This window comes from Streptomyces sp. NPDC008139, from assembly GCF_042957025.1.
Lineage (GTDB): Bacteria > Actinomycetota > Actinomycetes > Streptomycetales > Streptomycetaceae > Actinacidiphila.
This window is the reverse complement of record NZ_JBIBHM010000005.1, coordinates 289,826-314,289: the sequence shown is the minus strand read 5'-3', so window position 1 is coordinate 314,289 and position 24,464 is coordinate 289,826. Positions and strand designations below refer to the sequence as shown.

At 72.2% G+C, this 24,464-nt stretch carries 20 protein-coding genes; 10 read left to right on the top strand and 10 right to left on the bottom strand.

The window, feature by feature from the left end; genetic code table 11:
• Positions 1-38 precede the first annotated feature (38 nt).
• Positions 39-908 carry a hypothetical protein gene (locus tag ACFZBB_RS12710; RefSeq protein ID WP_391120606.1) on the top strand — a complete coding sequence of 290 codons (870 nt, stop codon included), beginning with the start codon at positions 39-41 and terminating at the stop codon, positions 906-908.
• A complete protein-coding gene (locus tag ACFZBB_RS12705) occupies positions 905-1,684 on the top strand; it encodes a hypothetical protein (RefSeq protein ID WP_391120603.1) in 780 nt (259 codons plus the stop codon). Before ACFZBB_RS12710 ends, ACFZBB_RS12705 begins: the two co-directional genes overlap by 4 nt.
• Positions 1,685-1,799: 115 nt before the next feature.
• Here ACFZBB_RS12705 and ACFZBB_RS12700 read toward each other — a convergent pair whose 3' ends face one another.
• The gene (locus ACFZBB_RS12700; RefSeq protein WP_391120600.1) at positions 1,800-2,798 is read right to left on the bottom strand and encodes an alpha/beta fold hydrolase; all 999 of its coding nucleotides are present in this window, start codon (positions 2,796-2,798) and stop codon (positions 1,800-1,802) included.
• Between the two features lie 340 nt (positions 2,799-3,138).
• On the bottom strand, positions 3,139-3,831 hold the full coding sequence (locus tag ACFZBB_RS12695) for a metal-dependent transcriptional regulator (RefSeq protein WP_188279958.1): 693 nt from the start codon (positions 3,829-3,831) through the stop codon (positions 3,139-3,141).
• 124 nt (positions 3,832-3,955) lie between these two features.
• On the opposite strand from ACFZBB_RS12695, the gene ACFZBB_RS12690 reads away from it, so the two are divergent.
• A complete protein-coding gene (locus ACFZBB_RS12690; protein WP_355337455.1) occupies positions 3,956-4,717 on the top strand; it encodes an SIS domain-containing protein in 762 nt (253 codons plus the stop codon).
• A 107-nt stretch (positions 4,718-4,824) separates the two neighbouring features.
• On the opposite strand, the gene ACFZBB_RS12685 is transcribed toward ACFZBB_RS12690, so the two are convergent.
• Together ACFZBB_RS12685 and pdxH are read right to left on the bottom strand one after the other, a co-directional pair.
• Positions 4,825-6,321 carry a PAS domain-containing protein gene (locus ACFZBB_RS12685; RefSeq protein WP_391120597.1) on the bottom strand — a complete coding sequence of 499 codons (1,497 nt, stop codon included), beginning with the start codon at positions 6,319-6,321 and terminating at the stop codon, positions 4,825-4,827.
• Between the two features lie 323 nt (positions 6,322-6,644).
• A complete protein-coding gene (gene pdxH, locus ACFZBB_RS12680) occupies positions 6,645-7,283 on the bottom strand; it encodes a pyridoxamine 5'-phosphate oxidase (RefSeq protein ID WP_391121101.1) in 639 nt (212 codons plus the stop codon).
• A 363-nt stretch (positions 7,284-7,646) separates the two neighbouring features.
• Between pdxH and ACFZBB_RS12675 the strand changes: the two genes are divergently transcribed.
• Together ACFZBB_RS12675 and serC are read left to right on the top strand one after the other, a co-directional pair.
• Positions 7,647-8,747: a citrate synthase gene (locus ACFZBB_RS12675; protein WP_391120594.1), complete on the top strand. Its 1,101-nt coding sequence runs from the start codon at positions 7,647-7,649 to the stop codon at positions 8,745-8,747.
• A 191-nt stretch (positions 8,748-8,938) separates the two neighbouring features.
• Positions 8,939-10,057: a phosphoserine transaminase gene (serC, locus tag ACFZBB_RS12670; protein WP_391043108.1), complete on the top strand. Its 1,119-nt coding sequence runs from the start codon at positions 8,939-8,941 to the stop codon at positions 10,055-10,057.
• 166 nt (positions 10,058-10,223) lie between these two features.
• Here serC and ACFZBB_RS12665 read toward each other — a convergent pair whose 3' ends face one another.
• A complete protein-coding gene (locus ACFZBB_RS12665) occupies positions 10,224-11,279 on the bottom strand; it encodes a hypothetical protein (RefSeq protein WP_391120591.1) in 1,056 nt (351 codons plus the stop codon).
• Positions 11,280-11,326: 47 nt separating this feature from the next.
• Between ACFZBB_RS12665 and ACFZBB_RS12660 the strand changes: the two genes are divergently transcribed.
• Entirely contained in the window at positions 11,327-12,007 is a 681-nt protein-coding gene (locus tag ACFZBB_RS12660; protein ID WP_391120588.1) for a GDSL-type esterase/lipase family protein, read from the top strand.
• Between the two features lie 126 nt (positions 12,008-12,133).
• Positions 12,134-13,129 (top strand): aldo/keto reductase, encoded by a 996-nt coding sequence (locus tag ACFZBB_RS12655; RefSeq protein ID WP_391043100.1) that lies wholly within the window; start codon positions 12,134-12,136, stop codon positions 13,127-13,129.
• A 283-nt stretch (positions 13,130-13,412) separates the two neighbouring features.
• Here ACFZBB_RS12655 and thpR read toward each other — a convergent pair whose 3' ends face one another.
• The 3 genes from thpR to ACFZBB_RS12640 all read right to left on the bottom strand — a co-directional run bounded on the left by thpR (position 13,413) and on the right by ACFZBB_RS12640 (position 16,383).
• Entirely contained in the window at positions 13,413-14,006 is a 594-nt protein-coding gene (gene thpR, locus ACFZBB_RS12650; protein WP_391120585.1) for an RNA 2',3'-cyclic phosphodiesterase, read from the bottom strand.
• Positions 14,007-14,196: 190 nt separating this feature from the next.
• Positions 14,197-15,753, bottom strand: coding sequence for an MFS transporter (locus ACFZBB_RS12645; protein WP_391120583.1), 1,557 nt, complete (start codon positions 15,751-15,753; stop codon positions 14,197-14,199).
• 252 nt (positions 15,754-16,005) lie between these two features.
• On the bottom strand, positions 16,006-16,383 hold the full coding sequence (locus ACFZBB_RS12640) for a MarR family transcriptional regulator (RefSeq protein ID WP_391121098.1): 378 nt from the start codon (positions 16,381-16,383) through the stop codon (positions 16,006-16,008).
• A gap of 207 nt (positions 16,384-16,590) precedes the next feature.
• On the opposite strand from ACFZBB_RS12640, the gene ACFZBB_RS12635 reads away from it, so the two are divergent.
• Positions 16,591-16,842 (top strand): ribbon-helix-helix protein, CopG family, encoded by a 252-nt coding sequence (locus tag ACFZBB_RS12635; RefSeq protein WP_391120581.1) that lies wholly within the window; start codon positions 16,591-16,593, stop codon positions 16,840-16,842.
• Here ACFZBB_RS12635 and ACFZBB_RS12630 read toward each other — a convergent pair.
• On the bottom strand, positions 16,812-18,221 hold the full coding sequence (locus tag ACFZBB_RS12630) for a solute carrier family 23 protein (RefSeq protein WP_391121095.1): 1,410 nt from the start codon (positions 18,219-18,221) through the stop codon (positions 16,812-16,814). The genes ACFZBB_RS12635 and ACFZBB_RS12630 overlap by 31 nt on opposite strands.
• Positions 18,222-18,394: 173 nt before the next feature.
• On the opposite strand from ACFZBB_RS12630, the gene ACFZBB_RS12625 reads away from it, so the two are divergent.
• Together ACFZBB_RS12625 and ACFZBB_RS12620 are read left to right on the top strand one after the other, a co-directional pair.
• A complete protein-coding gene (locus ACFZBB_RS12625) occupies positions 18,395-18,673 on the top strand; it encodes a DUF2530 domain-containing protein (protein ID WP_391120579.1) in 279 nt (92 codons plus the stop codon).
• Positions 18,674-18,703: 30 nt separating this feature from the next.
• Positions 18,704-21,175, top strand: coding sequence for an HAD-IC family P-type ATPase (locus ACFZBB_RS12620; RefSeq protein WP_391120577.1), 2,472 nt, complete (start codon positions 18,704-18,706; stop codon positions 21,173-21,175).
• Positions 21,176-21,196: 21 nt separating this feature from the next.
• Here the strand turns inward: ACFZBB_RS12620 and ACFZBB_RS12615 are convergent, their stop codons facing one another.
• Entirely contained in the window at positions 21,197-24,433 is a 3,237-nt protein-coding gene (locus ACFZBB_RS12615; RefSeq protein WP_391120575.1) for a sacsin N-terminal ATP-binding-like domain-containing protein, read from the bottom strand.
• Positions 24,434-24,464: the final 31 nt, after the last annotated feature.

Genomic DNA, 24,464 nt, shown 5'->3' with positions numbered 1-24,464 from the left:
ACGACCTCTGCCGTCCAGAACCTCTAGGCGAGACCACCATGACGACTCCCCCTCCGGACGCCATCACCCCGGAAACCCCCGCCGCGGCGGGCCCGACAGCCGCGGCGGACGACACCGGCCCCGAACTCCAGGCAGTCGAGATGTCGGACGTCCCCCCGATGTCCTTCGTCGTCCCCGAGTCTTTCCACGGACTGCCGATCGCGGCCACCCCCGAGGAGCGCGCCGCGCTCGCCGAGGAGTTCGTACGGGAGATGTACCCGGAGGGCAACGACGACCTGTGGACGCCCGCCGCCCCGTACTACGCGGCGCTCGGCGAGGCGATGGGCGACCGGGGACTCGCGTACTCCGCGATGGGCCTGTTCTCCATCGACGAGGGCATAGCCCACTGCTCCTTCACGGTCGCCGCGATCGCCTCCGATCACCCCTCCCCCGAGGTCGCCGCGCTCGGCATCCGGGAGATCCTGGTCCGCGAGGAGACCAACGACGCCCGCTGGCTCGACCTGCCCTGCGGCCCCGCCGTCTCCTGCGTGACCCTGCGCGAATACGTCATCGGCGCCGAACTCACCGCCAGCGGCGAAGAGGTCAAGCTCCAGATGGGCCAGGTGCAGGTGTACGTGCCCTTCCCCACTGGCCCCTACACCGCGGTCTTCACCCTGGACACCGCGGCCGTCAACTACTGGGGCGAGTTCAGCGAGCTGACGATGGCCATCCTGCGCAGCGTCAGCTTCGCGGACGACGACGGCACCGTCGGCGACGGCACCGCAACGGCATCCGCGGCCGAGGACGGACCCGGAAGCGGGAACGGCAGCGGGAACGGCCAGACCGTGACGCCGACCGGCCCCGGCGCAAGCACGGGCACCGGCACCGGCACCGGCACCGGCACGACCTCGCCGCAGGCCGACCGATGACGGCGCCGCTTCCCGGCACGCCCCACGACCCGGAAGCGGTCGGACTCCCCACCGGACCCCCCACCGGATTCGCCCGCGTGTGGGAAGCGGGCCGGATCGGCTCCCCGACCCGCGGCGCCGCCTGGGCACGCTGCGCCGTCACCCTGCTGTTCACCGTGCTCGCGACCGTCGCGGTCGCGATCGGCTGGTCGCACGCCACCTACGCGGGCTCCTTCGCCGTGGCGGGCGTCGCCCTGATCGTGGTGACCGCCTCGGTCACCATGGTGCTGACGCTGTACTGGCTGCACGGCTCCATCGGTCAGGTCATGTGCGGTTTCCTCCTTCTGCTCTTCTGCATGTTCGTCGGTGGTTACGCCGTCTCCAGCGCGCTGTTCGCGGCGCGCGGTGAGGTGTCCACCGGTGTGATCACCGAGTACACGAACCGCACCACGCTGCGTACGTCCTGGGAGTCGTGCCGGGTCCGGCTGGACAGCGGCGCCATGGTGGACCGGGAGATCCGCTGCGACCGGGCGTCGGTCGGCAAGCACGTCACCGTGACGCAGGACCCCTCCGGCATCGCCGCCCCCGCGTTCGGCGACCGCACCGACGGCTCGCCGGTCCTCTCCGGCTTCGTCGGCGGCGCCTTCCTCCTGCTCGTCCTCACGATCGTGCGCGCCACCGCCGTCGGTGAGCGCTACCGGCTGACCGGCGCCGCCAGCCCCGCCGAGGGCCCGAACCCCGGCTACTACCCCCGTCGGCTGGCCTCCCCCGACTACGGCTCCCGCGCCTCCGCCTGACCGGACACCGACGCCTGGCCCCACCGGCAGGGCGGCCGGGCGGCACGGCGGCCACCACCGCCTCCCGACAGGCACCCCGACCGCCGCCGGACGGACGCCCCCCGTACGCCCGGTCTCAGCGGCTCTCCGCCGTCTGCGGCTCCGCCAGCGCGCCCCGCAGGAAGCCCTCGACCGCCTCGCACCACGCGTCGGGCTGGTCCCACGGGACGAGGTGACCGGCGTCCGGGATCTCCGCGTAACTGCCCCGGGGCAGCACCCGGACCATCTCCTGGGCCTCCGCGCGGCCCAGCTCGCCGTCGAGACCGCGGACGACGAGGGCGGGGCAGCCGACCCGCGCCAGCTCGTCCCAGTGGGCGTCACGTATCCAGGGGTCGCGGGAGCGCAGCAGATGGCGGGGCGCGTAGAGCGGGCGCCAGCCGTCGCCCCGCTCCTCCATGACCTCGGCGAAGAAGTCACCCCTGGCCGGATTCGGCGGATCGGCCCACGGGTCCTCCACGCCGAACCACCGGCGCGCGTCGGCGAGCGTGTCGAAGGGCAGCGGCCAGGACCGCGTCCAGTCCTCCCACTCGCGCTGCCCGGCCTCGCCGAGCGCCGCCGCGCGCATGTCGCAGATGACCACCGCGGCCACGAGGTCGGGACGGCTCGCGGCGACCTGCCAGGCGGTGAGCGCCCCCATGGAGTGGCCGACCAGGGTGACCGGGCCGAGGTCGAGCTGTTCGACGGCGGCGACGGCGTCCGCCACGTACGCCTCCGGGGTGTACGGGCCCTCCGGCTTCGCGCTGCGTCCGTGGCCGCGCTGGTCGAGGGCGACGGCCCGGTAGCGCGAGGAGAGACGGCGGGCGGTCGGCGCCCAGTGCGAGGCGCGGCCGAGCAGGCCGTGCAGGAGGAGCACGCCGGGACGCCGGGCACTGGATTCGGGCCCTGGACCGGGACCGGCTCCGGAACGGGAAGGGGAGTCACCACCGGAACGGGAAGCGGAACCGGCGCCGGAATCCACCTCGGCCGCGAAGTCCCAGGCGGCGAGCCGGACCCCGTCCGCCCCGATCACCTCGGTGCGCCGGGTCGTATGCCGCGTCGTGTGCCGAGCAGTCTGCCGCGTCGCGTGGCCGGCCATGTGCCCCACCCCCTTCCGTCGATCTCGTCCGTCCGGCCGCACGCTCGCGGCCGGCTCGTCCAGGACCCCCACGCTATCGAACTTTTATTCGAACAAGCTCGTCACGCGCCCAACACCGCTCTTTCGAGTGACAACGCTCAAGGATTGGCGGCTCAGGCCGAGGGGAGGACTTCTGCGGGGCGCGGCGCGCAGGGGAAGCGGGCCGCGGGAGGCACTCGGGAGGCTCGGGGTCCCGGGTCCTTCGAGGGGGTCCCAAGGGGAGGGACAAGGGGAGGAGGGGCCCCGACGCCGTTCGACGGCGTCGGGGCCCTCACCTTCAGGTAGGCACGAAGCCGTGGGCCTACCGCTTGGCCACGAAGACGTGCGAGGCGATCTCGGCGTCCAGTTCGGCCGCCTCTCCGCCGCTGCCGACAAGCACTCCGCCCGCCGACGACGTGACGCTGACCACGGCGCCCGGCTGCACACCGGCCCGCCGCAGCGTGTACATCACCTGCGCGTCGGTCTGGATCGGCTCACCGATCCTGCGCACCACGACGCTCGCCCCGGCGGCGCCCGGCTGCAACTCGTTGAGACTGACCATGCCGTCCTCCAGGAACGGATCGGCCTCGCCCTTCTCGCCCAGTTCCTCGAGCCCGGGAATCGGGTTCCCGTACGGCGACTCGGTCGGGTGGCGCAGCAGTTCGAGCACGCGCCGCTCCACCGCCTCGCTCATCACGTGCTCCCAGCGGCACGCCTCCGCGTGCACCTGCTCCCACTCCAGGCCGATCACATCGACCAGCAGGCACTCGGCGATGCGGTGCTTGCGCATCACGCGGGTGGCGGTGCGGCGCCCCTCGTCGGTCAGCTCCAGATGCCGGTCGTTGGCGACGTGCAGCAGCCCGTCGCGCTCCATCCGCGCCACCGTCTGGGAGACCGTCGGGCCGCTCTGGTCGAGCCGCTCGGCGATTCGGGCGCGCATGGGGACCACACCCTCCTCCTCCAACTCCAGGATGGTGCGGAGATACATCTCCGTCGTGTCGATCAATCCGGACATGCGCGCCCCTCGTTTGTTCGTGCGTGGCCCTCAACCAATTCTGACCCATAGCGCCGACAACGGTCCCCGATCCGGTCGTCGGCCTTTCTTGACACCGGCTCGCGGGGGCCGCACGGTGATCCGCATGAGTGAGCCTCGCGAGTCCCTGGCCGACCGATACTTCGACGCCGCGATCACCCTTCTGCACCGGATCAGGGACGAGGAGGCCGCCGGGATCCAGGCCGCCGCGGACGCCGTCGCCGACGCCATCGCCGCGGACGGGCGGGTCTTCGTCTTCGGTGCCGGCCACTCCTCGCTGCCCGCCCAGGACGTGGTCTACCGGGCGGGCGGCCTCGCCCTCATCAATCTACTGGCTGTTCCCGGCGTCGTCGGCGTGGACGTGATGCCCGCCACCTTGGGCAGCGCCCTGGAGCGGGTCGACGGCCTCGCGGGCGCCGTTCTGGACACCAGCCCCGTACGGCCGGGCGACGTCCTGTTCGTGATCTCCCTGTCCGGGCGCAACGCGCTGCCGGTCGAGATGGCGCAGAACGCCCGCGCCCTCGGCCTCACCGTGATCGGCGTCACCTCGGTCGCGTACGCCAAGGAGACGCGTTCCCGGCACGCCTCGGGCACCTTCCTCAAGGACCACTGCGACATCGTCCTCGACTCCAAGATCGCGGTCGGCGACGCGGAGCTGACCGACGACGCCATCCCCGCGCCCTTCGCCCCCGCCTCCACGGTCGTCATCAGCGCCCTGATGCAGGCCGTCGTCGCGACCGCCGCCACCGGGCTCGCCGCCCGCGGCGTCACCCCGCCCATGCTGCGCTCGGGCAACGTCGACGGCGGCCACGACTGGAACGGCCGGATCTTCGAGGAGTACCGGGAGCGGATCTTCTTCCGGCACTGACCGGCGACGGGCCGGCCGCACCGACGTTCCGGCACTGACCGGCGACAGGGCCGCCCGCACCGGCGTTCGTCCACTGAGCGCCGACGCCCCGCGAGGGGCGTCGGCGCTCAGCGGTCCCCCGTCAGTCCCGCAAGGTCCAGCGCCATGGCGACCCGCGCCGCGACGTCCTCCGCGTACGCCGCGTCCGCCCGGTCGAAGAGCCTGCGCCCCGAGCCGCGCAGGAAGGTGAGCGCGCCGACCGTACGGCCTCTGCTGCGCAGCACCGTGGCCAGCCCGTGCACGGTCCCGGAGGGCCAGCGCCTGGCCGCCGCCCACTCGTCGATCCGTTCACCGGTCGCCGGTTCGTCCGCCGTCAGCGCGCCGAAGCTGGCGCGTACGGTACCGATCCGTTCCAGCGCCTGGAGGACGGGGTGGGCGACGCCGTAGCCGACCGGGATGGAGTTGTCCTCGGTGGCGTCGGCAGGGCCGGGCTCGCCCGCCGGGGTCGCCGCGATCCGGATCAGGCGGCCCGCGTCGTCGGTGATGTCGACCAGGGCGTGGTCGGCGAATCCGGCCAGCGCGAAGTCGAGCTGCAAGGTCGCGGCCTCAAGGGCGCTCTCGCACTCGGCGGCGGCGCGGTCGGCGCGGTGGAGCTGCTGGTAGCGGAAACGCACCTGGGCCCCGTCCTTCTCCAGCGCCTTCTGCCGGGTGATGTCCAGGAAGAGCCAGCCCACGCCCAGCGGTACGGGTTCCTCGCCCAGCGGCGAACCGAGCCGGACGAATCCGCTGCGCCAGCAGTAGCGCCCGCCGGTCTCGTCGCCGCGCACGGTCACCCACAGGTCGGTGGTGGCGGGCGGCGCGCCCTCGGAGAGCACGTGCTGGAGCACGTTCTCCAGCTCCTCGACGCCCTGGGCCAGCAGGTCGCCCAGCGGCCTGCCGAGCAGCGAGTCGCGGCCGGTGCGCAGCAGGCGGGCGGCGTGCGCGTTGACCACGGCGGGGCGCAGATCGGCGTCGATCAGTACCACACCCCATGAGGCGTCGGTGAAGAGCACTTCGCTGAGAGCGATCGAGCGTTCCAGATCGATCTGCGCGTGTACCTCGGAGAAGGCGCAATAGACGCCGCTCGGCTGCCCGTCGGCGCCCTGCACGGCTGCCGACTGGGTACGGACGAGCACCCGGCGGCCGTCCTTGGTGACGAGCGCGAATTCGTGCACCTGGCGGCCGGGGCCGTCCATGGCGCCGAGCAGGCGTTCCTCGGTCTCGCGGGCGTCGGCCGTACGCGCCGCCCAGCCGGCGAATCCGTGCCGCCCGATCGCGTCCTGCGCGGTCCAGCCCAGGATGCGGACGGCTTCGGAGTTCCAGTGGGTGATCACGCCATGGCGGTCGAAGGCGCACAGGCCCGCTTCCATGCCGTCGAGGAGCGCGGCGAGCAAGTGCTCGTCGCCCTCGTGCCCGTCATGGGCCCCGTCCGGGGCAATGCCGTCGCCACCCCCCTGGCTCCCGTGGACTTCGCCACCACCGTTGTCGCCACTGCCGCCGTCATCGAGCGGCTTTGATTGCGCGTCGAAAGGCTGCACGTCGCAACATTGAACTCTGGTGTGGGCTGCGTCACACGAGATTTCCATAAATAGGTTGTGCGGTTCCGGCCGGCTTCTTACTGTTGCGGGACACACGAAGGGAGGTGGTCTGACGCATGAAGTGCACTCGGACACGTGAGGTGGCTGCGGGCTAGCTCCGCGCACTGGGCGTGCGCGAAGCGCGCCAATCCCACGCAGTTCACCCGACCCGCGGGCTCGTCGGACTTGTCCGGCCGGTGCCCGGAGCCTCCTGGCTCCGGGGAGCAGCCCGCGGGTCGTTCGCGTTCCGGAACCAGCGCTCCAGGACCAGCGCTCCAGGACCGGCCCTCAAGGACCGGCCTTCCGGGACCCACCGCTCCAGCACCGGCGTTCTACGGCGCCAGGCGCTCGATTCCCCATCCGCCGTCCGCACCGCGCGTATAGCGCAGCCGATCGTGCAGCCGGTTCTCCCGGCCCTGCCAGAATTCGACGGTGCGCGGCTCGACCCTGAAGCCGCCCCAGAACGGCGGTACGGGCACGTCCGTCCCTTCCGGCCAGCGCGCGCACAGCTCCGCGTAACGCGCCTCCAGCACCTCGCGTGAGGCCACCACGGCCGACTGCTCGCTCGCCCAGGCGCCGATCCGCGAACCGTACGGGCGGCTGCGGAAATACGCCGCCGTCTCGTCCTGCGGCACGCGCGTCGCCGAGCCCCCGACGATCACCTGGCGGGCGATCGGATGCCAGGGGAAGAGCAGCGCCAGGTGCGGGTTGGCGGCCAGCTCACGGCCCTTGCGCGACGCGTAATTGCTGAAGAAAACGAATCCGCGCTGGTCGTAGCCCTTGAGCAGGACCGTACGGGAGCTGGGTACGCCGTCGGCGTCGGCCGTGGACACCACCATGGCGTTGGGTTCGGCGAGCGCGCCGTCGTCCCGTGCCCGTACGGCGTCGGCGAACCAGCGGGCGAACTGCTCGTAGGGGTCGGCCGCGAGCTCCGGCTCGGTCAGTCCCGCGGCCCGGTACTGCTCGCGCATCCCCGCCGGGTCCGCGGCCGGGAGGGGCTTCACCTGGCGCTCTTCGTGTGGTTGTCGCACGGGCACATCTTGCAGGACGGCGGGTCCCGGCGCCGACGTCCGCGAATGTGCCGGAACTCACGCTGTCCGGCGCGTCCGGCAGCAAGGAGAATGACCGGCCGGGGCCAGGTCCTGTCCGGCGGATCGTGGACGGTCCAGGCTGATCCGGATGGAGCAGGGTGACAGCCCCTCGGGCGGGGCATGACCGTGGGGTCGGCCCGTCCGGCGCACCCCCGCCCGCACACCCCCGGGCACCGTCGTCATCTCATTCATCAGGCACTGCCGCACCACCGCACTGTCGTGATCATCAAGAGGAGCCGCCTCATGTCCGACTTCGTACCCGGACTCGAGGGAGTCATCGCGTTCGAAACGGAGATCGCCGAGCCCGACAAGGAAGGCGGTTCGCTGCGTTATCGCGGTGTCGACATCGAGGACCTGGTCGGCCATGTGTCCTTCGGGAACGTGTGGGGCCTGCTGGTCGACGGGAAGTTCAACCCCGGTCTGCCGCCCGCCGAGCCCTTCCCCATCCCGGTGCACTCCGGCGACATCCGGGTGGACGTGCAGTCCGCGCTCGCCATGCTCGCCCCGGTGTGGGGTCTCAGGCCGCTGCTGGACATCGACGAGGCGGAGGCGCGCGACGACCTCGCGCGCGCCGCGGTGATGGCACTGTCGTACGTCGCCCAGTCCGCGCGCGGCCAGGGGCTGCCCATGGTGCCGCAGAAGGAGATCGACAAGGCGCAGTCCATCGCCGAGCGGTTCATGATCCGCTGGCGCGGCGAGCCCGACCCCAAGCACGTCGCGGCGGTGGACGCGTACTGGACGTCGGCGGCCGAGCACGGCATGAACGCCTCCACCTTCACCGCACGGGTCATCGCCTCGACCGGCGCGGACGTCGCCGCCGCGCTGTCCGGCGCGGTCGGCGCCATGTCGGGCCCACTGCACGGCGGCGCGCCGTCCCGCGTCCTCGGCATGATCGAGGAGATCGAGCGGACCGGGGACGCGGAGGCGTACGTGAAGGCCGCCCTCGACAAGGGTGAGCGCCTGATGGGCTTCGGCCACCGCGTCTACCGCGCGGAGGACCCGCGGGCGCGCGTGCTGCGGCGTACGGCGCGCGAGCTGGGCGCGCCGCGCTACGAGGTCGCCGAGGCGCTGGAGAAGGCGGCGCTCGCCGAGCTGCACGCCCGCCGCCCCGACCGGGTGCTCGCCACGAACGTCGAGTTCTGGGCGGCGATCATGCTGGACTTCGCGGAGGTCCCGGCGCACATGTTCACCTCGATGTTCACCTGCGCCCGTACGGCCGGCTGGTCCGCGCACATCCTGGAGCAGAAACGTACCGGCCGCCTTGTCAGGCCCTCGGCGCGCTACGTCGGGCCCGGTGTCCGCGGACCGCGGGACATCGAGGGTTTCGCGAGTATCGCGCACTGAACCGCGGCGCATGTCGGCGCAGGGCGCGGGAGGGCCGTCGGCCGGTCCTCGCGCGCCCCTTCGCCGTTTCGCGCGCCGGTGCGCGACGCAGGGCCAGGTGTCCGTCCGGCCGGGGCGCACACCCTGTGTGACACCGTCTCACCCGATGGAACGCTCCCGGAAACACGCCCGTGACGGACTACGCTGCGACCGTGGCCGATATCGAGATTCCCGCTGACATCAAGCCCGCCGACGGACGATTCGGGGCGGGCCCCTCCAAGGTGCGGACGGAAGCGCTCGAAGCGCTGGCCGCGACCGGGACGTCCCTGCTCGGTACCTCCCACCGGCAGGCGCCGGTGAAGAACCTGGTGGGCCAGGTCCGCCAGGGAGTCAAGGAGCTCTTCTCGCTGCCCGACGGCTACGAGGTGGTGCTCGGGAACGGCGGCTCGACCGCGTTCTGGGACATCGCCACGCACGGGCTGATCGACAGCAAGTCGCAGCACCTGTCCTTCGGCGAGTTCTCGTCGAAGTTCGCGAAGGCGGCGCAGCTCGCGCCGTGGCTCCAGGAGCCGACGATCGTGAAGTCGGAGCCGGGTACGCACCCGGAGCCGGTCGCCGAGGCGGGCGTCGACGTATACGCCTTCACGCACAATGAGACGTCCACGGGTGTCGCGGCGCCGCTGCGCCGGGTCGCGGGCGCGGACGACGGGGCCCTGGTCCTGGTGGACGCCACCTCGGGCGCGGGCGGTCTGCCCGTCGACATCACCGAGACGGACGTCTACTACTTCGCGCCGCAGAAGAACTTCGCGGCCGACGGCGGCCTGTGGGTCGCCGCCTTCTCCCCCGCCGCGCTGGAGCGGGCGGCCTCGGTCGCCGCGTCCGGGCGGCACATCCCGGCGTTCTTCGACCTGCCGACGGCGATCGACAACTCGGTGAAGAACCAGACGTACAACACCCCGGCGCTGTCGACGCTCTTCCTGCTCAAGGAGCAGCTCGAGTGGATCAACGGCCAGGGCGGTCTGGAGTGGGCGGTCAAGCGCACCGCCGACTCCGCGTCGCGACTGTACGGCTGGGCGGAGAAGTCCTCCTTCGCGACGCCGTTCGTGGCGGACCCCGCGCAGCGCTCGCAGGTCATCGGCACCATCGACTTCGAGGACGGCGTCGACGCGGCGGCCGTCGCGAAGGTGCTGCGGGCCAACGGGATCGTGGACACCGAGCCGTACCGCAAGCTGGGCCGCAACCAGCTCCGGGTCGCGATGTTCACGGCCGTCGACCCGGCCGACGTCGAGGCGCTGACCGCCTGCATCGACTACGTCATCGGGCAGCTCTGACCGCTGCTCCACGTACGAACGCACGCCCCGTACGACGGAACCGCGACCCCGGCCAGGCAGGACGGCCGGGGTCGCGGCGTACCGTCGCATCGTCGTATCGTCTGCCCGCCCGTGCCGCCCGTACGCCCGTACGCCCGTACGCCCGTACCGCCGCGGCCAGTCGGCGTCAGTCGCGGTGACGTTCCCGGTTGCGGCGCAGCAGCTTGCGGGCGCCCACGCCGACGGCGCCGATCACGGCGAGCACCCCGATGCCCACGACCCTGCTGCCGGTGCTCGTGGTGCCGGTGTCCTTGGCCGTGCCCGGTGAGGCCACCGGAGAGGCCCCGGAAGAGGTCTGGGCGCCCTTGTGGTCGTCCGCCGACGCGCTCGCCGAGGCGGCCACGCTGTCGGGCAGTTCGTCGCCGCTGAGCGGCGCACGCCACACGTCGCTGTTCTTGCCCTCGCTGCCGAACATCAGATTCCGGCCGTCGGTGGTGAAGGTGACGGACTCGCCCTGCCGTTGCATGGGGACGTCGAGGCTGCCGATCTTGTGCGGGGCGCCGTCGGCCCAGCGGTAGCCGGTCGCCCCGAGGTACCCGCGCAGCACCAGGCGGGTGCCGTCGGGCGAGAAGGCGCCGTCGGTCACCCAGGGGACGTCGGCTATGCGGTGGAAGGTGTTGACGCCGCCCGCGCTGAGCTCGGCCGGACCGGCGTAAAGGGCGCCGCCGTCCTGATTCTTGCTGGCGATGTACACCCGGCCTGTCTTCGGATGCACCATCAGGGCCTCGGCGTTGCGGGGTCCCGCGTCGTAACGGACGGTGTAGCGGGTGACGTCGACGGTGCGGTCGCCGAGCTGCTTCGGCTCGGGGAAGCGGTAGATCCAGACCTCGGGCCAGGTGCCGCCCAGGTTGTCGCCGATGTCGCCCACGTAGAGGTCGCCGTCGGGGCCCAGGCCGATCGCCTCCACGTCCCGCGCGTGGATGCCGCGCATGGTGACCCTGGCCACGGTCTTGCCGGTGGCCGCGTCGACGGCGTAGACGTACGGGCCGTCGTCGCTGTCGTTGTGCGTCCAGTACACGCCGGGGTGGAGGCGGCTGGCGGCCAGGCCGCTGGACTCGGTGATCCGCGGGTCGCTGAGGGAGAAGGCGACCGAGGGGCCGCTGTCGGCGACGGCGGGTACGGCGGTGCCGCAGGCCAGGGCCACGGCGGCGCACGCGGCGGCCGTCAGGAGATACGCACGCATGCACCCCAGTGTCCCTGGTCGGCGGGCGGTCGGGGATGATGCCCGGCATGCGTTACCTATTCGTCGGCGACTCCATGACCGTGGGCGCCGCGGGCGACTACACGTGGCGCTACCGCATGTGGCAGCACCTGAACGAGCTGGGCGAGCCGTTCACGGTGGTGGGGCCGCGCACCACGCTGTACGACACGGCGGCCGGCGCGGCCGTCTCCTCCGACTACGCCGACCCGTTGTTCCCGGACCGGGCCAGGCGGCATCTGGCGGGCTGGGGCGAGGGCTGGCACCACATGGTGCCGATGATCGGCGACGTCGTACGGGAGCACCGTCCGGACGTGCTGCTGATATCGCTCGGCCTGATCGACCTCGGCTTCTACACCGACGCCGAGCAGACCGCGCGCAATGTGGAGCGGTTCATCGCGGCGGCCCGCGCGGCGGGCCCCGAACTGCGGATGGTGCTGCTGCCGGTCATCCCCAACACCAGGGCCGATCTGGATCCGGGCTTCGCGGACCAGTGCGCGGAGCTGAACACCCGCATGGCGAAGGCGGTCGCCGAGCACGACTCGCCCGCCTCGCCGCTGCTGCTGGCCTCCCGCCCCGAGGGGTACGACATCCTGCTCCACACCTACGACGGCACCCATCCCAACGCGGCGGGCGAGCACAAATTGGCGGCGGCTTTCGCGGACGCGATGTACCAGGCGTGGGACATCGGGGCGCCCTACAACGAGTACTGAGCCGAACGGCGCCAGGACCGTGGGCCGAACGGCGCCAGGACCGTGGGCCGAACAGCGGACGACGCCGCGGGTGCCCCCCGGATTGCCCCTTGATTCGAGCGCACTCCAAGAGCTTGGCTGAACGCCATGGAGTACACACAGCTCGGACGTACCGGCCTCAAGGTCAGCCGTCTGGTTCTCGGCACGATGAACTTCGGCCCGGAGACGGATGAGGCGGACAGCCACTCGATCATGGACGCGGCCCTCGCGGCGGGCGTCAACTACTTCGACACCGCCAACGTCTACGGCTGGGGCGAGAACAAGGGCCGCACCGAGAAGATCATCGGCACCTGGTTCGCCAAGGGCGGCGACCGCCGCGACAAGACGGTGCTGGCCACCAAGGTGAACGGCTACATGGGCACCGCCGACGAGCCCTGGCCGAACCACGACAAGCTCAGCGCGCTCAACATCCGGCGCGCCGTCGAGGCCAGCCTCAAGCGGCTGAACACCGACTACATCGACGTGTACCAGTTCCACCACGTCGACCGGGACACTCCGTGGGAGGAGATCTGGCAGGCGATCGACGTCCTGATCCAGCAGGGCAAGATCCTCTACGCCGGGTCGAGCAACTTCGCGGGCTGGCACATCGCGCAGGCCAATGAGGCGGCGGCGCGGCGCGGTTCGCTCGGTCTGATCACCGAGCAGTGCCTGTACAACCTGGCGGAGCGGCGGGCGGAGATGGAGGTCATCCCGGCGGCGCGGCACTACGGCCTCGGCGTGATCCCCTGGTCGCCGCTGAACGGCGGTCTGCTCGGCGGCGCGCTGCGCAAGCAGCGCGAGGGCGGCGGCGCGCGTTCCACCAGCGGGCACACCGCGAAGGCGCTCCAGGACGGCAAGCTGCGCGACCAGGTCCAGGCGTACGAGGACCTGTGCGACAAGCACGGCCTCCAGCCCGGTGACGTCGGTCTCGCCTGGCTCCTCACCCGTCCGGGTGTGACCGGTCCGATCGTCGGCCCGCGCACGCAGGACCAGCTCGACTCGGCGCTGCGCGCGCTGGAGCTGGAGCTGTCGGAGGAGTTCCTGGCGGCGCTCGACGAGATCTTCCCCGGTCCTGGGCCGTCCCCGGAAGCCTTCGCCTGGTAGGTCCCGGCACCGAGGGAACTCAGAGGAACCCAGAGGAACACGGCGGGCGCGGCGGGCGGAACAGCCGCGGCGGCCGTGCCCGCCGCGCCGACGTCCGGCCCGGACGGCCAGGCGGCCAGGCGGCCCGCGCAGCCGGGCGGTGTGGACGGACGGTCCGGAGGTGCCGCCGCGGGTCAGCCCAGCGCGGCGGCGACGACCACCACCACGAGCATCAGGACGAAGGCGGCGGTCATCACACGGGTACGGGTCTTGGGGTCCACACCCCGAGGTTAACCGGCCCCGGTCACTCCTCCGGCCGGTGGGCCGCCGGGCGGCCCAGCGGCCAGGACTCCTCCGTGGTGTAGCGGGGCTGCTCGCCGGGGACCCCGGAGCGCGGCAGGGCGCTGCTGACCAGGTGGAGGGTGTCGGCGCTCCAGGCCGCCCCGTGGAGGGCGGCGAGGGCGTCGGCGAAGGGCAGCAGGCTCACCGCGTGGCCGCGCTGGGTGCGGGCCAGGGTGAGGTGGGGGCGGAAGGCGTGCTCCGCGTCGGGTGGCGCGCCCGCCCGCCGGGCCGCGGCCCGTACGGAGTCGGCCAGCGCGGCGAGACGGGTCAGGTCGCCGTCGGCGCCCGCCCACAGCGCGCGATCGCCGAACCGGCCGCCGCCGGACAGCCGCAGTGCGCAGAGGTCGTGACGGGCGGCGGCCCGCCCGAGGCGTTCCGCCAGCTCGGATCTGACGGGGTCGGCCACCTCGCCGAGGAAGGCGAGGGTGAAGTGCCAGCTCTCCCGGGTGGTCCAGCGCAGCGCCGAGGCGTCGGGCAGACGCCTCAACGGGCCGACCGCGTCGGCCAGTTCGTCGGCGACGGACGGTGGCGGCAGCAGCGCGACGAAGAGCCTCACAGGACCGGCCGTACCGGAACCGGGCGGGCCGTGGCCCAGCGAGCCGGAAGCCGCCGGGCCGGAGCGAGGCGTGCCGTAAGCAGGTGTGCCGTAAGCAGGTGTGCCCGAACCGACCGGGACGGAACCGGCGGTACCGGAACCGACCCGGCGGGGGCCGCCGCCCGCACCGGTCCCGCGAGCCCGCGCGGGCTCATACGGCCGGGGTGAGCCGGGGCGCCGACTCGTCGTCCTGAGGCTGGGGCTGAGGCCGCGCCTGGGACCGGGTCTGGGCCTGGGCTTGGGCTTGGGACCGATCCTGTGCGTGGGACGTGGCCCGCGCCTGGCCCTGAGGCGCCGGCGTCTTCGCGTCCGGGCAGGGTGCCGCCGGAGCGCCCTCCCCCGCCGCCTCCGGCGCGTCCTCGGCGTCCACGTCGCCGGTGACCGGCTCGCGGGGCACGAAGGAGAGCAGGGGCTGGCCCTTGATCCTGCCGTGGCGAAGGTTCAGACGGGGCCGGAGGCCCCCGATCCGCGCCAGGACGATGGCGACTGCCGCGGCAGCCGCCGCGGAGATCAGGCCGCCGGACAGGAAGCCGACGCGGGCGCCGTAGGTGTCGGTCACCCAGCCCATCACCGGACCGCCGATCGGGGTGCCGCCGACGAAGACCATCATGTACAGGCTCATCACCCGGCCGCGCATGACGGGTTCGGTGGCGAGCTGGACGGTGGCGTTGGCCGTCGTGTTGAACGTCAGGCCGAAGATGCCGATCGGGACCAGCAGGACGGCGAAGATCCAGAAGGCGGGCGCCACGGCCGCGGCGGCCTCCAGCAGCCCGAAGACGCAGGCCGCGGCGACCAGCATGCGCAGCCGGGTACGGGTGCGGCGGGCGGCGAGCAGCGCGCCGAGCAGGGAACCGGCCGCCATCAGGGTGTTGAGCAGGCCATAGGTGCTGGCGCCGCTGTGGAAGACCTGGTTGACGAAGGCGGAGAGCCAGATCGGGAAGTTGAAGCCGAAGGTGCCGATGAAGCCGACCAGGACGATCGGCCAGATGAGTTCCGGCTTGCCCGCCACGTAGTGCAGGCCCTCGCGGAGCTGGCCCTTGCCGCGGGGCACGCGGTCGACCCGGTGCAGCTCGGAGGTGCGCATCAGCAGCAGGCCGACGAGCGGGGCCATGAAGGACAGGCCGTTGAAGAGGAACGCCCAGCCACTGCCGACGGCCGTGATCATCACACCGGCGACGGCGGGGCCGATCAGGCGCGCGGACTGGAAGTTCGCGGAGTTGAGCGAGACCGCGTTGCGCACATGGCTCGGGCCGACCATCTCCATGACGAAGGTCTGCCGCGCGGGGTTGTCGATCACGGTGACCGCGCCGAGCAGGAAGGCGATCGTGTAGACGTGCCAGACCTGGACGACACCGCTGAGGGTGAGGAAGGCCAGCAGGAGTCCCAGGAGGCCGAGTGCGGCCTGGGTGAGGATCAGGATCTGCCGCTTGGGGTAGCGGTCGGCGATGACGCCGCCCCAGAGGCCGAAGAGAAGCATCGGCAGGAATTGCAGCGCGGTGGTGATGCCCACCGCGAAGGACGAGCCGGTGATGCTGAGCACCAGCCAGTCCTGGGCGATCCGCGACATCCAGGTGCCGGTGTTGGACACCACGGCGCCGGTCGCGAAAAGCCGGTAGTTGCGGACCTTGAGCGAGCTGAAGGTGCTCGTCCTGCCGTCCGCGGGTCGGTCAGGTTCGGTTACGGTGCCTGGTCCGGCTGCCGAACTCAATCGGGTCTCGCCTCCCCTTCAACAGGTGGTCGGTCGTGCTGTCCGATGGCTCGCGCGGCACAGGTGTCGTACGGGTCATACAGCTCGTGCGGTACATACGGTCATACGGTTCGTGCAGGTCATACGGTCATACGTTCGCGCGGGTCGTACAGCTCGTGCAGGTCATACGGTCATACGTTCGTGCGGGTCGTACAGCTCGTGCAGGTCATACGGTTCGTGCGCGTCGTACGAGGTCGTACGAGGTCGTACAGGTCACAGGTGAGCGAGCTTCTCCAGGACAGGAGCCGCCTCGCGGAGCACCGCGCGCTCCTCGTCGGTCAGGCCCTCGGTGAGCCGGGCCAGCCAGGCGTTCCGCGTGGCGCGGGCGTCGGCGAGGATCGCCTCGGCCTGCTCGGTCTGGCTCACCACGACCTGGCGCCGGTCGTCGGGGTGCGGTTCCCGGCGGACCAGCCCCTTGGCCTCGAGCATCGCCACGATGCGGGTCATCGACGGCGGCTGCACGTGTTCCCTGCGGGCCAGTTCGCCAGGGGTGGCGGACCCGCAGCGGGCCAGGGTGCCCAGTACCGCCATCTCGGTCGGGCTGAGCGTCTCGTCGACACGCTGGTGGCGCAGTCGGCGGGAGAGGCGCATCACGGCGGAGCGCAGCGAATTCACTGCGGCGCGGTCGTCCTCGGACAGTTCGGTCACGTTCCTTAGATTAGCTCATTAGCTAACCTAAGTAAAACTTGGCCCACCGGGTCCCCACTCAACCCTCATGTGCCCTGATCTCACCCATACGGGTGAGATGGCCGCCGAAAGCCCCCCGCGGCGGCCCCCCGTCCGGGGACCTTTGGGCGTATGGCATCGAGAGTGCTCAGCCTCCGCATAGACGCAGACCTGTGGGACCGGATCCGCGACCATGCCGCCAAACGCGGAATGAGCGCCCAGGACTATGTGGTCCAGGCGCTCATCCGTGACGACTTCGACGAACGGTTCAAGGCGGCCGTCGACGAGACCGAGCGGTTCTACGGGCAGGACGGGCCGCTGAGCGGACCCGCCCCCACCCCTCAGGCACCGGCTCAGAGCAGGCCGAGCGCGGGCATCAGGTAGTAGAAGGCGAAGACCGCGGCCACGGCGTAGAGCGCGACCGGCACCTCGCGCCAGCGGCCGGCGGCCAGCCGCAGCAGGCAGAAGCTCAGGAAGCCGATGCCGATGCCGTTGGTGATCGAGTACGTGAACGGCATCATCACCATGGTCAGGAACGCCGGCACCGCGATGGTGAAGTCGCTCCAGTCGATCTCCCGGACCGAGCCCGCAAGGATCAGGAAGCCGACCGCGACCAGGGCGGGCGTGGCCGCCTGGGCCGGGACCATGGTGGCCAGCGGTGTGAAGAACAGCGCGAGCACGAACATCAGGCCGGTCACGATGCTGGCGAGACCGGTCCTGGCGCCCTCGCCGACGCCCGCCGTGGACTCCACGAAGCAGGTGTTGGCGGACGAGGAGGAGGCGCCGCCGACGGCGGTGGCGATGCCGTCGATCATCAGCACCTTGTTGATGCCGGGTAGGTCGCCCTTCTCGTCGAGCAGATCCGCCTCGTCGCTGACGCCGAGGATGGTGCCCATCGCGTCGAAGAAGCAGGACAGCAGCACGGTGAAGACGAAGAGCACGCCGGTCAGGATGCCGACCTGCTGGAAGCCGCCGAAGAGGCTCACCTTGCCGACGAGGCCGAAGTCGGGGCTGGCGACCGGGTTGCCGGGCCACTTCGGGACCGTGAGGCCCCAGTTGGCGGCGGGGATGTCGGCGACGGCGTCCAGGATCACCGCGAGGACCGTCATCGCGACGATGGAGATCAGGATCGCGCCCGCGACCTTGCGGATGATCAGCGCCAGGGTGAGCAGCGTGCCGAGGATGAAGATCAGCACGGGCCAGCCGTTGAGGTGGCCGTCGGCGCCGAGCTGGAGCGGCACTGTGGTGTGGGCGGCGTCCGGGATACGGGTGACGAAGCCGGAGTCGACCAGGCCGATCAGCATGATGAACAGGCCGATGCCGATCGCGATGCCCTTGCGCAGGCCGAGCGGCACCGCGCTCATCACGCGCTCCCGCAGCCCGGTGGCGACCATGATCATGATCGCGAAACCGGCGAGCACGACCATGCCCATCGCGTCCGGCCAGCTCATCTTGGGCGCGAGCTGGAGGGCGACGACGGTGTTCACGCCGAGCCCGGCGGCGAGCGCGATCGGCACATTGCCGACCACGCCCATCAGCAGGGTGGTGAAGGCGGCGGTGATCACGGTCGCGGTGACGAGCTGGCCGCCGACCAGGTGGTGGCCGTACTTGTCCACGGCGGAGCCGAGGATGATCGGGTTGAGCACGATGATGTACGCCATCGCGAAGAACGTGGCGAGACCGCCGCGAATCTCCCTCGGGATGCTGGACCCGCGCTCGGAGATCCGGAAATAGCGGTCAAGGCCGGGGGCGGCGGGCGGCATACGGGTCCTCAAGGTGCTCAGCTTGGATGATCATACGAACAAATTCGGCCAGCGCGTGGCTGCTTCAGTATGAATAAACAACTTGTCAAACGCCATCTGCGCGCGTAGATCCTTGAACCGCACGGCCGCCACCACCTCGCGGGCACCGCGACCGGCCCCCTTACGATGGGCACATGAGCAGCAACCGGACCCCCCTGCGCGAGGCCCCAGAGCCGCTGGAGGCCAACGATGTGGCCACTGTCACAGTCGGCACGATCATCTGGGCCGTGCTGTTCGTCGTGCAGCTCCCCCTCTACGGCTGGTACGCGGATCACGGCCATACGTGGCTGATCTGGACCTGTCTGGCGGGTGCGGGGCTCGGGCTGATCGGCCTGAAATACGTCACCGCGCGGCGTGCCGCGATCCGTCGCGCCGCCGCGGCGCGCGGTCAGGAAGGGACCTCCGCCGGGTAGAAGCGCCGGGCGCCACGTACCGTCGGACCCATGACGGAACGCACGGACACGGAGGTCGTCACCCGGAAAACGGGACTGACCGGCGGCGAGGTCGCGGAACGCGTCGCGCGCGGCGAGGTCAATGACGTACCGGTACGCTCCTCCCGCTCAACTTCCGAGATCGTCCGGGCGAATGTCTTCACCCGGTTCAACGCGATCATCGGCTTTCTTTTTCTGATCATTTTGGTGGTCGGTCCGATCCAGGACGGCCTCTTCGGCTTCGTGATCGTCGCCAACACCGCGATCGGCATCATCCAGGAGCTGCGCGCCAAGCGGACCCTGGACAGCCTCGCCGTGATCGGCGAGTCCAAGCCCTCGGTGCGCCGTGACGGAGCGTCGGCCGAGATCCACACCTCGGAGATCGTCCTCGGCGACCTCATCGAGTTGGGCCCCGGTGACAAGGTCGTCGTGGACGGCGTCATCGAGGAGGCCGACGGCCTGGAGATCGACGAGTCGCTGCTGACCGGTGAGGCCGACCCCGTGCTCAAGCACGCCGGGGACCAGGCGATGTCCGGCAGCTTCGTGGTGGCGGGCGGCGGCGCCTTCACCGCCACCAAGGTCGGCCGGGAGGCGTACGCGGCGCAGCTCGCCGACGAGGCGTCCCGCTTCACGCTGGTCAACTCCGAGCTGCGCAACGGCATCAGCCAGATCCTCAAGTACGTGATGTGGATGATGGTGCCGACCGCGGTCGGCCTGATCATCAGCCAGTTCACGGTGGAGAGCCACGACGGGAGCGAGGCCGTCCGCCGTACGGTCGGCGGCATCGTGCCGATGGTGCCGGAGGGTCTGGTGCTGCTGACCTCGGTGGCCTTCGCGATCGGCGTGATCCGGCTGGGCCGCAAGCAGTGCCTGGTCCAGGAACTGCCCGCGATCGAGGGCCTGGCCCGGGTGGACATCGTCTGCCTGGACAAGACCGGCACCCTCACCGAGGGCGGCATGGACGTCTCGGACCTGCGCCCGCTGGACGGCGCGGACCGCGACTACGTCGCCCGCGTCCTGTCCGCGCTCGGCACCTCCGACCCGCGCCCCAACGCCAGCCTCCAGGCCATCATCGACGCCTACCCCCAGCCGGGCGGCAGTGCTTCGAAGGACGGCTCCAACGGCGGCTCCGAGGACGGCAACCAGGACGGCGCCCAGGACAACAGCGCCGCCAAGGACGCCGCCGCGGACGGCGGTTGGCGCTGCACCGAGGCGCTGCCCTTCAGCTCGGCCCGCAAGTACAGCGGCGCCGCCTTCAACGAGCCCGACGGCACCAGCAGTACGTGGCTGCTCGGCGCGCCCGACGTGCTGCTGCCCACCGGGCACGGCTCGCTCGCCGAGATCGACCAGCTCAACAACGAGGGCCTGCGGGTGCTGCTGCTGGCCCGCACCGACCGCCCGCTCGACGACCCGCGGGTGGCCGAGACCGTCACCCCGTACGCGCTGGTCGTCCTCGAACAGCGGCTGCGGCCCGACGCCGGGGACACCCTGCGGTACTTCGCCGAGCAGAATGTGCAGACCAAGGTCATCTCCGGCGACAACGCGGTGTCGGTCGGCGCGGTCGCCGGCAAGCTCGGGCTGCCGGGCGCGGACGCCCCGGTGGACGCGCGCCAACTGCCCACCGACCAGGACGAGATGGCGCAAGTGCTGGAGGACGGTGCCGTCTTCGGGCGGGTCACGCCGCAGCAGAAGCGGGACATGGTCGGCGCCCTGCAGTCCCGCGGGCACAACGTGGCGATGACCGGCGACGGCGTCAACGACGTACTCGCCCTCAAGGACGCCGACATCGGCGTCTCCATGGGGTCGGGTTCCGAGGCCACCCGCGCCGTCGCCCAGATCGTGCTGCTCAACAACAGCTTCGCGACGCTGCCTTCGGTGGTCGCCGAGGGCCGGCGGGTGATCGGCAACATCACCCGGGTCGCCACGCTGTTCCTCACCAAGACGGTCTACTCCGTGCTGCTCGCGGTGCTGGTGGTGTGCTGGCAGGTGCCGTACCCCTTCCTGCCGCGGCACCTCACGCTGCTGTCCACGCTCACCATCGGCGTGCCCGCCTTCTTCCTGGCGCTGGCGCCCAACAAGGAGCGGGCCAAGCCGCATTTCGTCCGGCGGGTCATGCGGTACTCGACCCCAGCGGGGATCGTCTGCGGGCTCGCGGCGATGCTGTCGTACCTGCTGGCCCGGCACCACTACTCCGGCGGCGGGGGGCTGGACGCCGAGACCAGCGCGGCCACGCTCACGCTGTTCCTGCTGGAGGTGTGGGTGCTGGCGATCGTGGCCAGGCCCTACACCTGGTGGCGGATCGCGCTGGTGCTGGCGATGGGCGTCGGCTTCCTGATCGTGCTGGTCGTCCCGTGGCTCCAGTCCTTCTTCGCGCTGAAGCTGGTGGGCACGCAGATGCCGTGGACGGCCGTCGGTATCGCGGTGGCGGGCGGAGTGGTGCTCGAAGTGGTGTGGGGGTGGCTGCGCAGGCGCGACGAGGCGTGAACCCCCACACCTGAGGGTCCGTCAGTCGAACCAGCGGTCCATGGCCAACTCCTCGGTACGGGTGGGGTCTTCGAGGAGCGCGGCCAGTTCGAAGCGGCGGTGCCAGTGGGCCGTGGCCCAGGCCAGGCCCGCGGCCACGCCCTCGACCGTGGAGGCGTGCAGGGTGCCGTCGACGTAGCGCCAGGAGAGTTCGACGTCCCCGGTGACGAGCAGTTCCTCGTGCTCGATGTACGTGGCGGGGGCGCCGGGGAGCAGGTCGTGGACGGCGGGCAGCACGTCGTGGATCTCGCCCTCGGAGACGACACGGGCCTCGACGGCGTCGCTGAGGCGGCGGACCTGGAAGAGGTCGGCGAGGTCCGCGGCCAGCCGCGGCGGCACGGGCAGCAGGGCGCGGCCCGCGGCGAGCGGCAGCAGGTCGGGGGCGTCGGCGACCAACGCGTCGGCGGCGTCGACCACTCGGGGCACGCCGTCCACGACGGCCCGCAGATCGTCGGGGAGCGTGACCTGCTCGGGGTCGAGTTCGGCCAGCGCCGCGTAGAGGTGGTGGAGCTGGGCGGGGGTGACCCGCCGCTCGGGGTCGGCCAGCCGCGCGAGGAGTTCGGCGGCCCCGCCCGGTTCGTCCAGCAGCGCGCGTACGGAGGTGCGGACGCCCAGCGCCCGCAGCACCTGCTCGTCCACGGCCGTGCCGGTGGCGGCCTCGTCGTAGAGCCCGGCGAGCAGCGGGTCGCCGCCGGCCGCGCGCAGGCCGACCGGGCGGCGGCCGTCGAGCACGGGGTGGTCGCGGAGCCACCAGGCGGCGTAGGGGCGTACGGAGTCGGTGGTGCCGTCGGGGAGCAGGACGCGTACGGGTGCGGTGATCGCGTCGCGCAGCGGGGGGCGGGAGAGCAGCGCCAGCGCCTGCGGCCAGGCGTCGTCGTCCACCAGGTCGAGGTCGCGGACGCCGATCACCTCGGTGGCGACCGGCGGCACGTCGGTCTCGGGGAGGCGGTCCAGGACGTCCTCGCACCACACGTCGACGGCGTCGAGCAGGCCGATGTCGTCGGGCTCGGCCCAGTCGCTGTCGCGCGGTTCGAGGTCGTCGGGGTCGAGGACGACGTCGGCGGCGCGGACCAGCGCGAAGGTGGCGAGCACCCCGACCGCGGCGAGCGGCTGTTCGCCCCAGCGCTCGGCCAACTCGGCGTCCACGGCGGCCAGTTCGCCCTCGCGCAGGACGGATTCCAGGGCGCTGCCGGGGAAGACCAGCTCGCCGGCCGGGGCGAGTTCGCCCTCCTCGTCGGGCAGCGCGAGGGCGGCGAGCCAGGGCTCCTCGCCGGGCGCGAGCCCCGCGGCGCGGGCCAGAGCGAGGACGGTGTCGGCCAACTCCTCGGTGTCCAGGGCGTTCTCGTCGTCCCAGGCGGCGCCCTCGTCGTCCAGCGAGGCGGCCACGGCGGCCCTGACCTGAGGGGTGTTCAGGACGGCGCGCGGGGTGGCGGGGGACGCGCCGAGCTTTTCGAGCAGCGGGTGCACGGCGTCGGCGTGGGCGACGCGCAGGCCGAGGCGGGCCAGCGCGGCGGGGTCGACCGCGCCCGTGTCGCCGTCGTCCCCCTCCCCCGGCACCGGCAGCAGCACCTGGCGCGGGCCGACGACCGTACGGCCGTCGGCGAGCGGCACCGGGAGGCCGCTGAGGACGTCGGCGTCGGTTCCGGCCAGCGCGTCGTACAGGCGCCACCACCAGCCCGCGGGGCGTTCGGTGCCCGCGAGGCGGTCCACGGCGTCGGCGAGGGTCAGCCGGGCGACGCCCAACTGGCGCAGCGCGGGCCGCCGTTCGAGCGTGGAGGGGACCAGCGTCGGCAGCACCTCGGCCAGGACGCGTACGGCCTGCGCCGTGGCGCCCTCCACGACCTCGGCCTCGACCGGGCGCAGCGCGGGCGCCTCACCGGCCAGCGGGCCGCCGCCGTCCCAGGAGCCGTCGTCTGCGGCCTTCTCCGCCGTCTCGGGGCTGTCGGGGCCGTCGTCGGGGCGCGGCTCGGCGGCGCGCGGCAGGAAGGCGGTACGGGGCAGCTCGGCGAGGATCCTGCGGCGCAGCTCGGCGTCGAGTTCGCCCTTGCCGAGCGGTCCCGGCACCAGGTCGACCACGCCGGTGTCGACCGGCCGCCAGCCGGCCAGCAGCGCCACGTACGACTCGGCGGCGCGGGCCAGCAGGAAGTCGGTGAGCGGGCCGAGGGCGGCGTGGCGGCGGGTCGGGTCGAGCGGGAAGGAGGCGAGCAGCAGCGCGGGCAGGCCGAGCGGTTCGTCGGTGGGCGTGGGCGCGTGGACGACGGGCGCGGTGCGGGGGGCGGCCGGGGCGCCCTCCTCGTCCACGGGGACCGCCCAGGTCACCGACCAGACGGGGCGCAGCCGTTCCTCGACCGGGCGGTCGGCCAGCAGGTCGGGGGTGAGGGCACCGGAGGCCGACGACACACGCCAGCGGGCGGCGCCGTCGCGGTCGCTGTCCTCGATGACCACGTCGCCGTCTTCGGTCTGACGGCGGGTCAGGGTCCGTACCCCGTCCGGGGTTTCCACCACGACCTCGGACAGGCCCGGCAGCGCGAGCAGCAGCGCGTCGTCCACGGCCGCCAGCAGCCGGGCCGCGAGGTCGCCCGCGGCGCCGTCGCGCAGCGGCAGCAGCACGACGGTGTCGTACGTGTCGGGCGCGCGGCCCTCCGCGGGGAACGGCAGGCGCAGCAGCGGGACATGGCCGTCGCGGCGCCGCAACTCATCGGTCAGGCCGGGGACTTCGGCGGCCAGCGCGCGGGCCTCGGCCAGCGACCAGCGGACGCCGCCGGTGCGGCCGACCACGGCCGGTTCGTCGCTGACGGCCAGCACCGCCGCGAAGCCGACGCCGAAGCGGCCGACGGCGGCCGGGCCGTCGTCGCGCTTGGCGGAGGCGCGGAGCGTGGACAGCGATTCGACGGCGGCGGCGTCGAGCGGCGCGCCGGTGTTGGCGGCGGCCAGCAGGGCGGGGTCGTCATCGCCCTCACCGGCCCCGTGGAGGGTCAGCCGCAGGCGGCCGGGGACGCCGGCCCGCACCGCCGCGTCGGCGGCGTTCTGGGCCAGTTCCACGACGAGGCGGTCGCGGTAGCCGCCGAGGGCCAGGTCCTCCTCGGCGTTCGCGTCCTCACGGAAGCGGGCGGCCGACGCGGACCAGGCCGTGGTCACGCCCGCGCGGAGCGCGGCGGTGCCGAAGGGGTCGCTGGTGGCTTCCGTGACGACCGTCGGTCGGGTCCCTGCGCGGCTCACGTGGCCCTCCGGTTGTTCCTGCGGCCCGCGG

Bases quoted from the DNA above. Each gene is read 5' to 3' on its own strand.
- ACFZBB_RS12700 (WP_391120600.1), bottom strand. From the start codon at position 2,798: ATGGCCGGCCACGCGACGCGGCAGACTGCTCGGCACACGACGCGGCAT.
- ACFZBB_RS12705 (WP_391120603.1), top strand. From the start codon at position 905: ATGACGGCGCCGCTTCCCGGCACGCCCCACGACCCGGAAGCGGTCGGA.
- ACFZBB_RS12635 (WP_391120581.1), top strand. From the start codon at position 16,591: ATGGCATCGAGAGTGCTCAGCCTCCGCATAGACGCAGACCTGTGGGAC.
- ACFZBB_RS12630 (WP_391121095.1), bottom strand. From the start codon at position 18,221: ATGCCGCCCGCCGCCCCCGGCCTTGACCGCTATTTCCGGATCTCCGAG.
- ACFZBB_RS12660 (WP_391120588.1), top strand. From the start codon at position 11,327: ATGCGTTACCTATTCGTCGGCGACTCCATGACCGTGGGCGCCGCGGGC.
- ACFZBB_RS12640 (WP_391121098.1), bottom strand. From the start codon at position 16,383: ATGCGCCTCTCCCGCCGACTGCGCCACCAGCGTGTCGACGAGACGCTC.
- ACFZBB_RS12690 (WP_355337455.1), top strand. From the start codon at position 3,956: ATGAGTGAGCCTCGCGAGTCCCTGGCCGACCGATACTTCGACGCCGCG.
- ACFZBB_RS12620 (WP_391120577.1), top strand. From the start codon at position 18,704: ATGACGGAACGCACGGACACGGAGGTCGTCACCCGGAAAACGGGACTG.
- pdxH (WP_391121101.1), bottom strand. From the start codon at position 7,283: ATGCGCGAGCAGTACCGGGCCGCGGGACTGACCGAGCCGGAGCTCGCG.
- ACFZBB_RS12665 (WP_391120591.1), bottom strand. From the start codon at position 11,279: ATGCGTGCGTATCTCCTGACGGCCGCCGCGTGCGCCGCCGTGGCCCTG.
- ACFZBB_RS12655 (WP_391043100.1), top strand. From the start codon at position 12,134: ATGGAGTACACACAGCTCGGACGTACCGGCCTCAAGGTCAGCCGTCTG.
- ACFZBB_RS12685 (WP_391120597.1), bottom strand. From the start codon at position 6,321: ATGGAAATCTCGTGTGACGCAGCCCACACCAGAGTTCAATGTTGCGAC.
- ACFZBB_RS12710 (WP_391120606.1), top strand. From the start codon at position 39: ATGACGACTCCCCCTCCGGACGCCATCACCCCGGAAACCCCCGCCGCG.
- ACFZBB_RS12695 (WP_188279958.1), bottom strand. From the start codon at position 3,831: ATGTCCGGATTGATCGACACGACGGAGATGTATCTCCGCACCATCCTG.
- ACFZBB_RS12675 (WP_391120594.1), top strand. From the start codon at position 7,647: ATGTCCGACTTCGTACCCGGACTCGAGGGAGTCATCGCGTTCGAAACG.
- ACFZBB_RS12625 (WP_391120579.1), top strand. From the start codon at position 18,395: ATGAGCAGCAACCGGACCCCCCTGCGCGAGGCCCCAGAGCCGCTGGAG.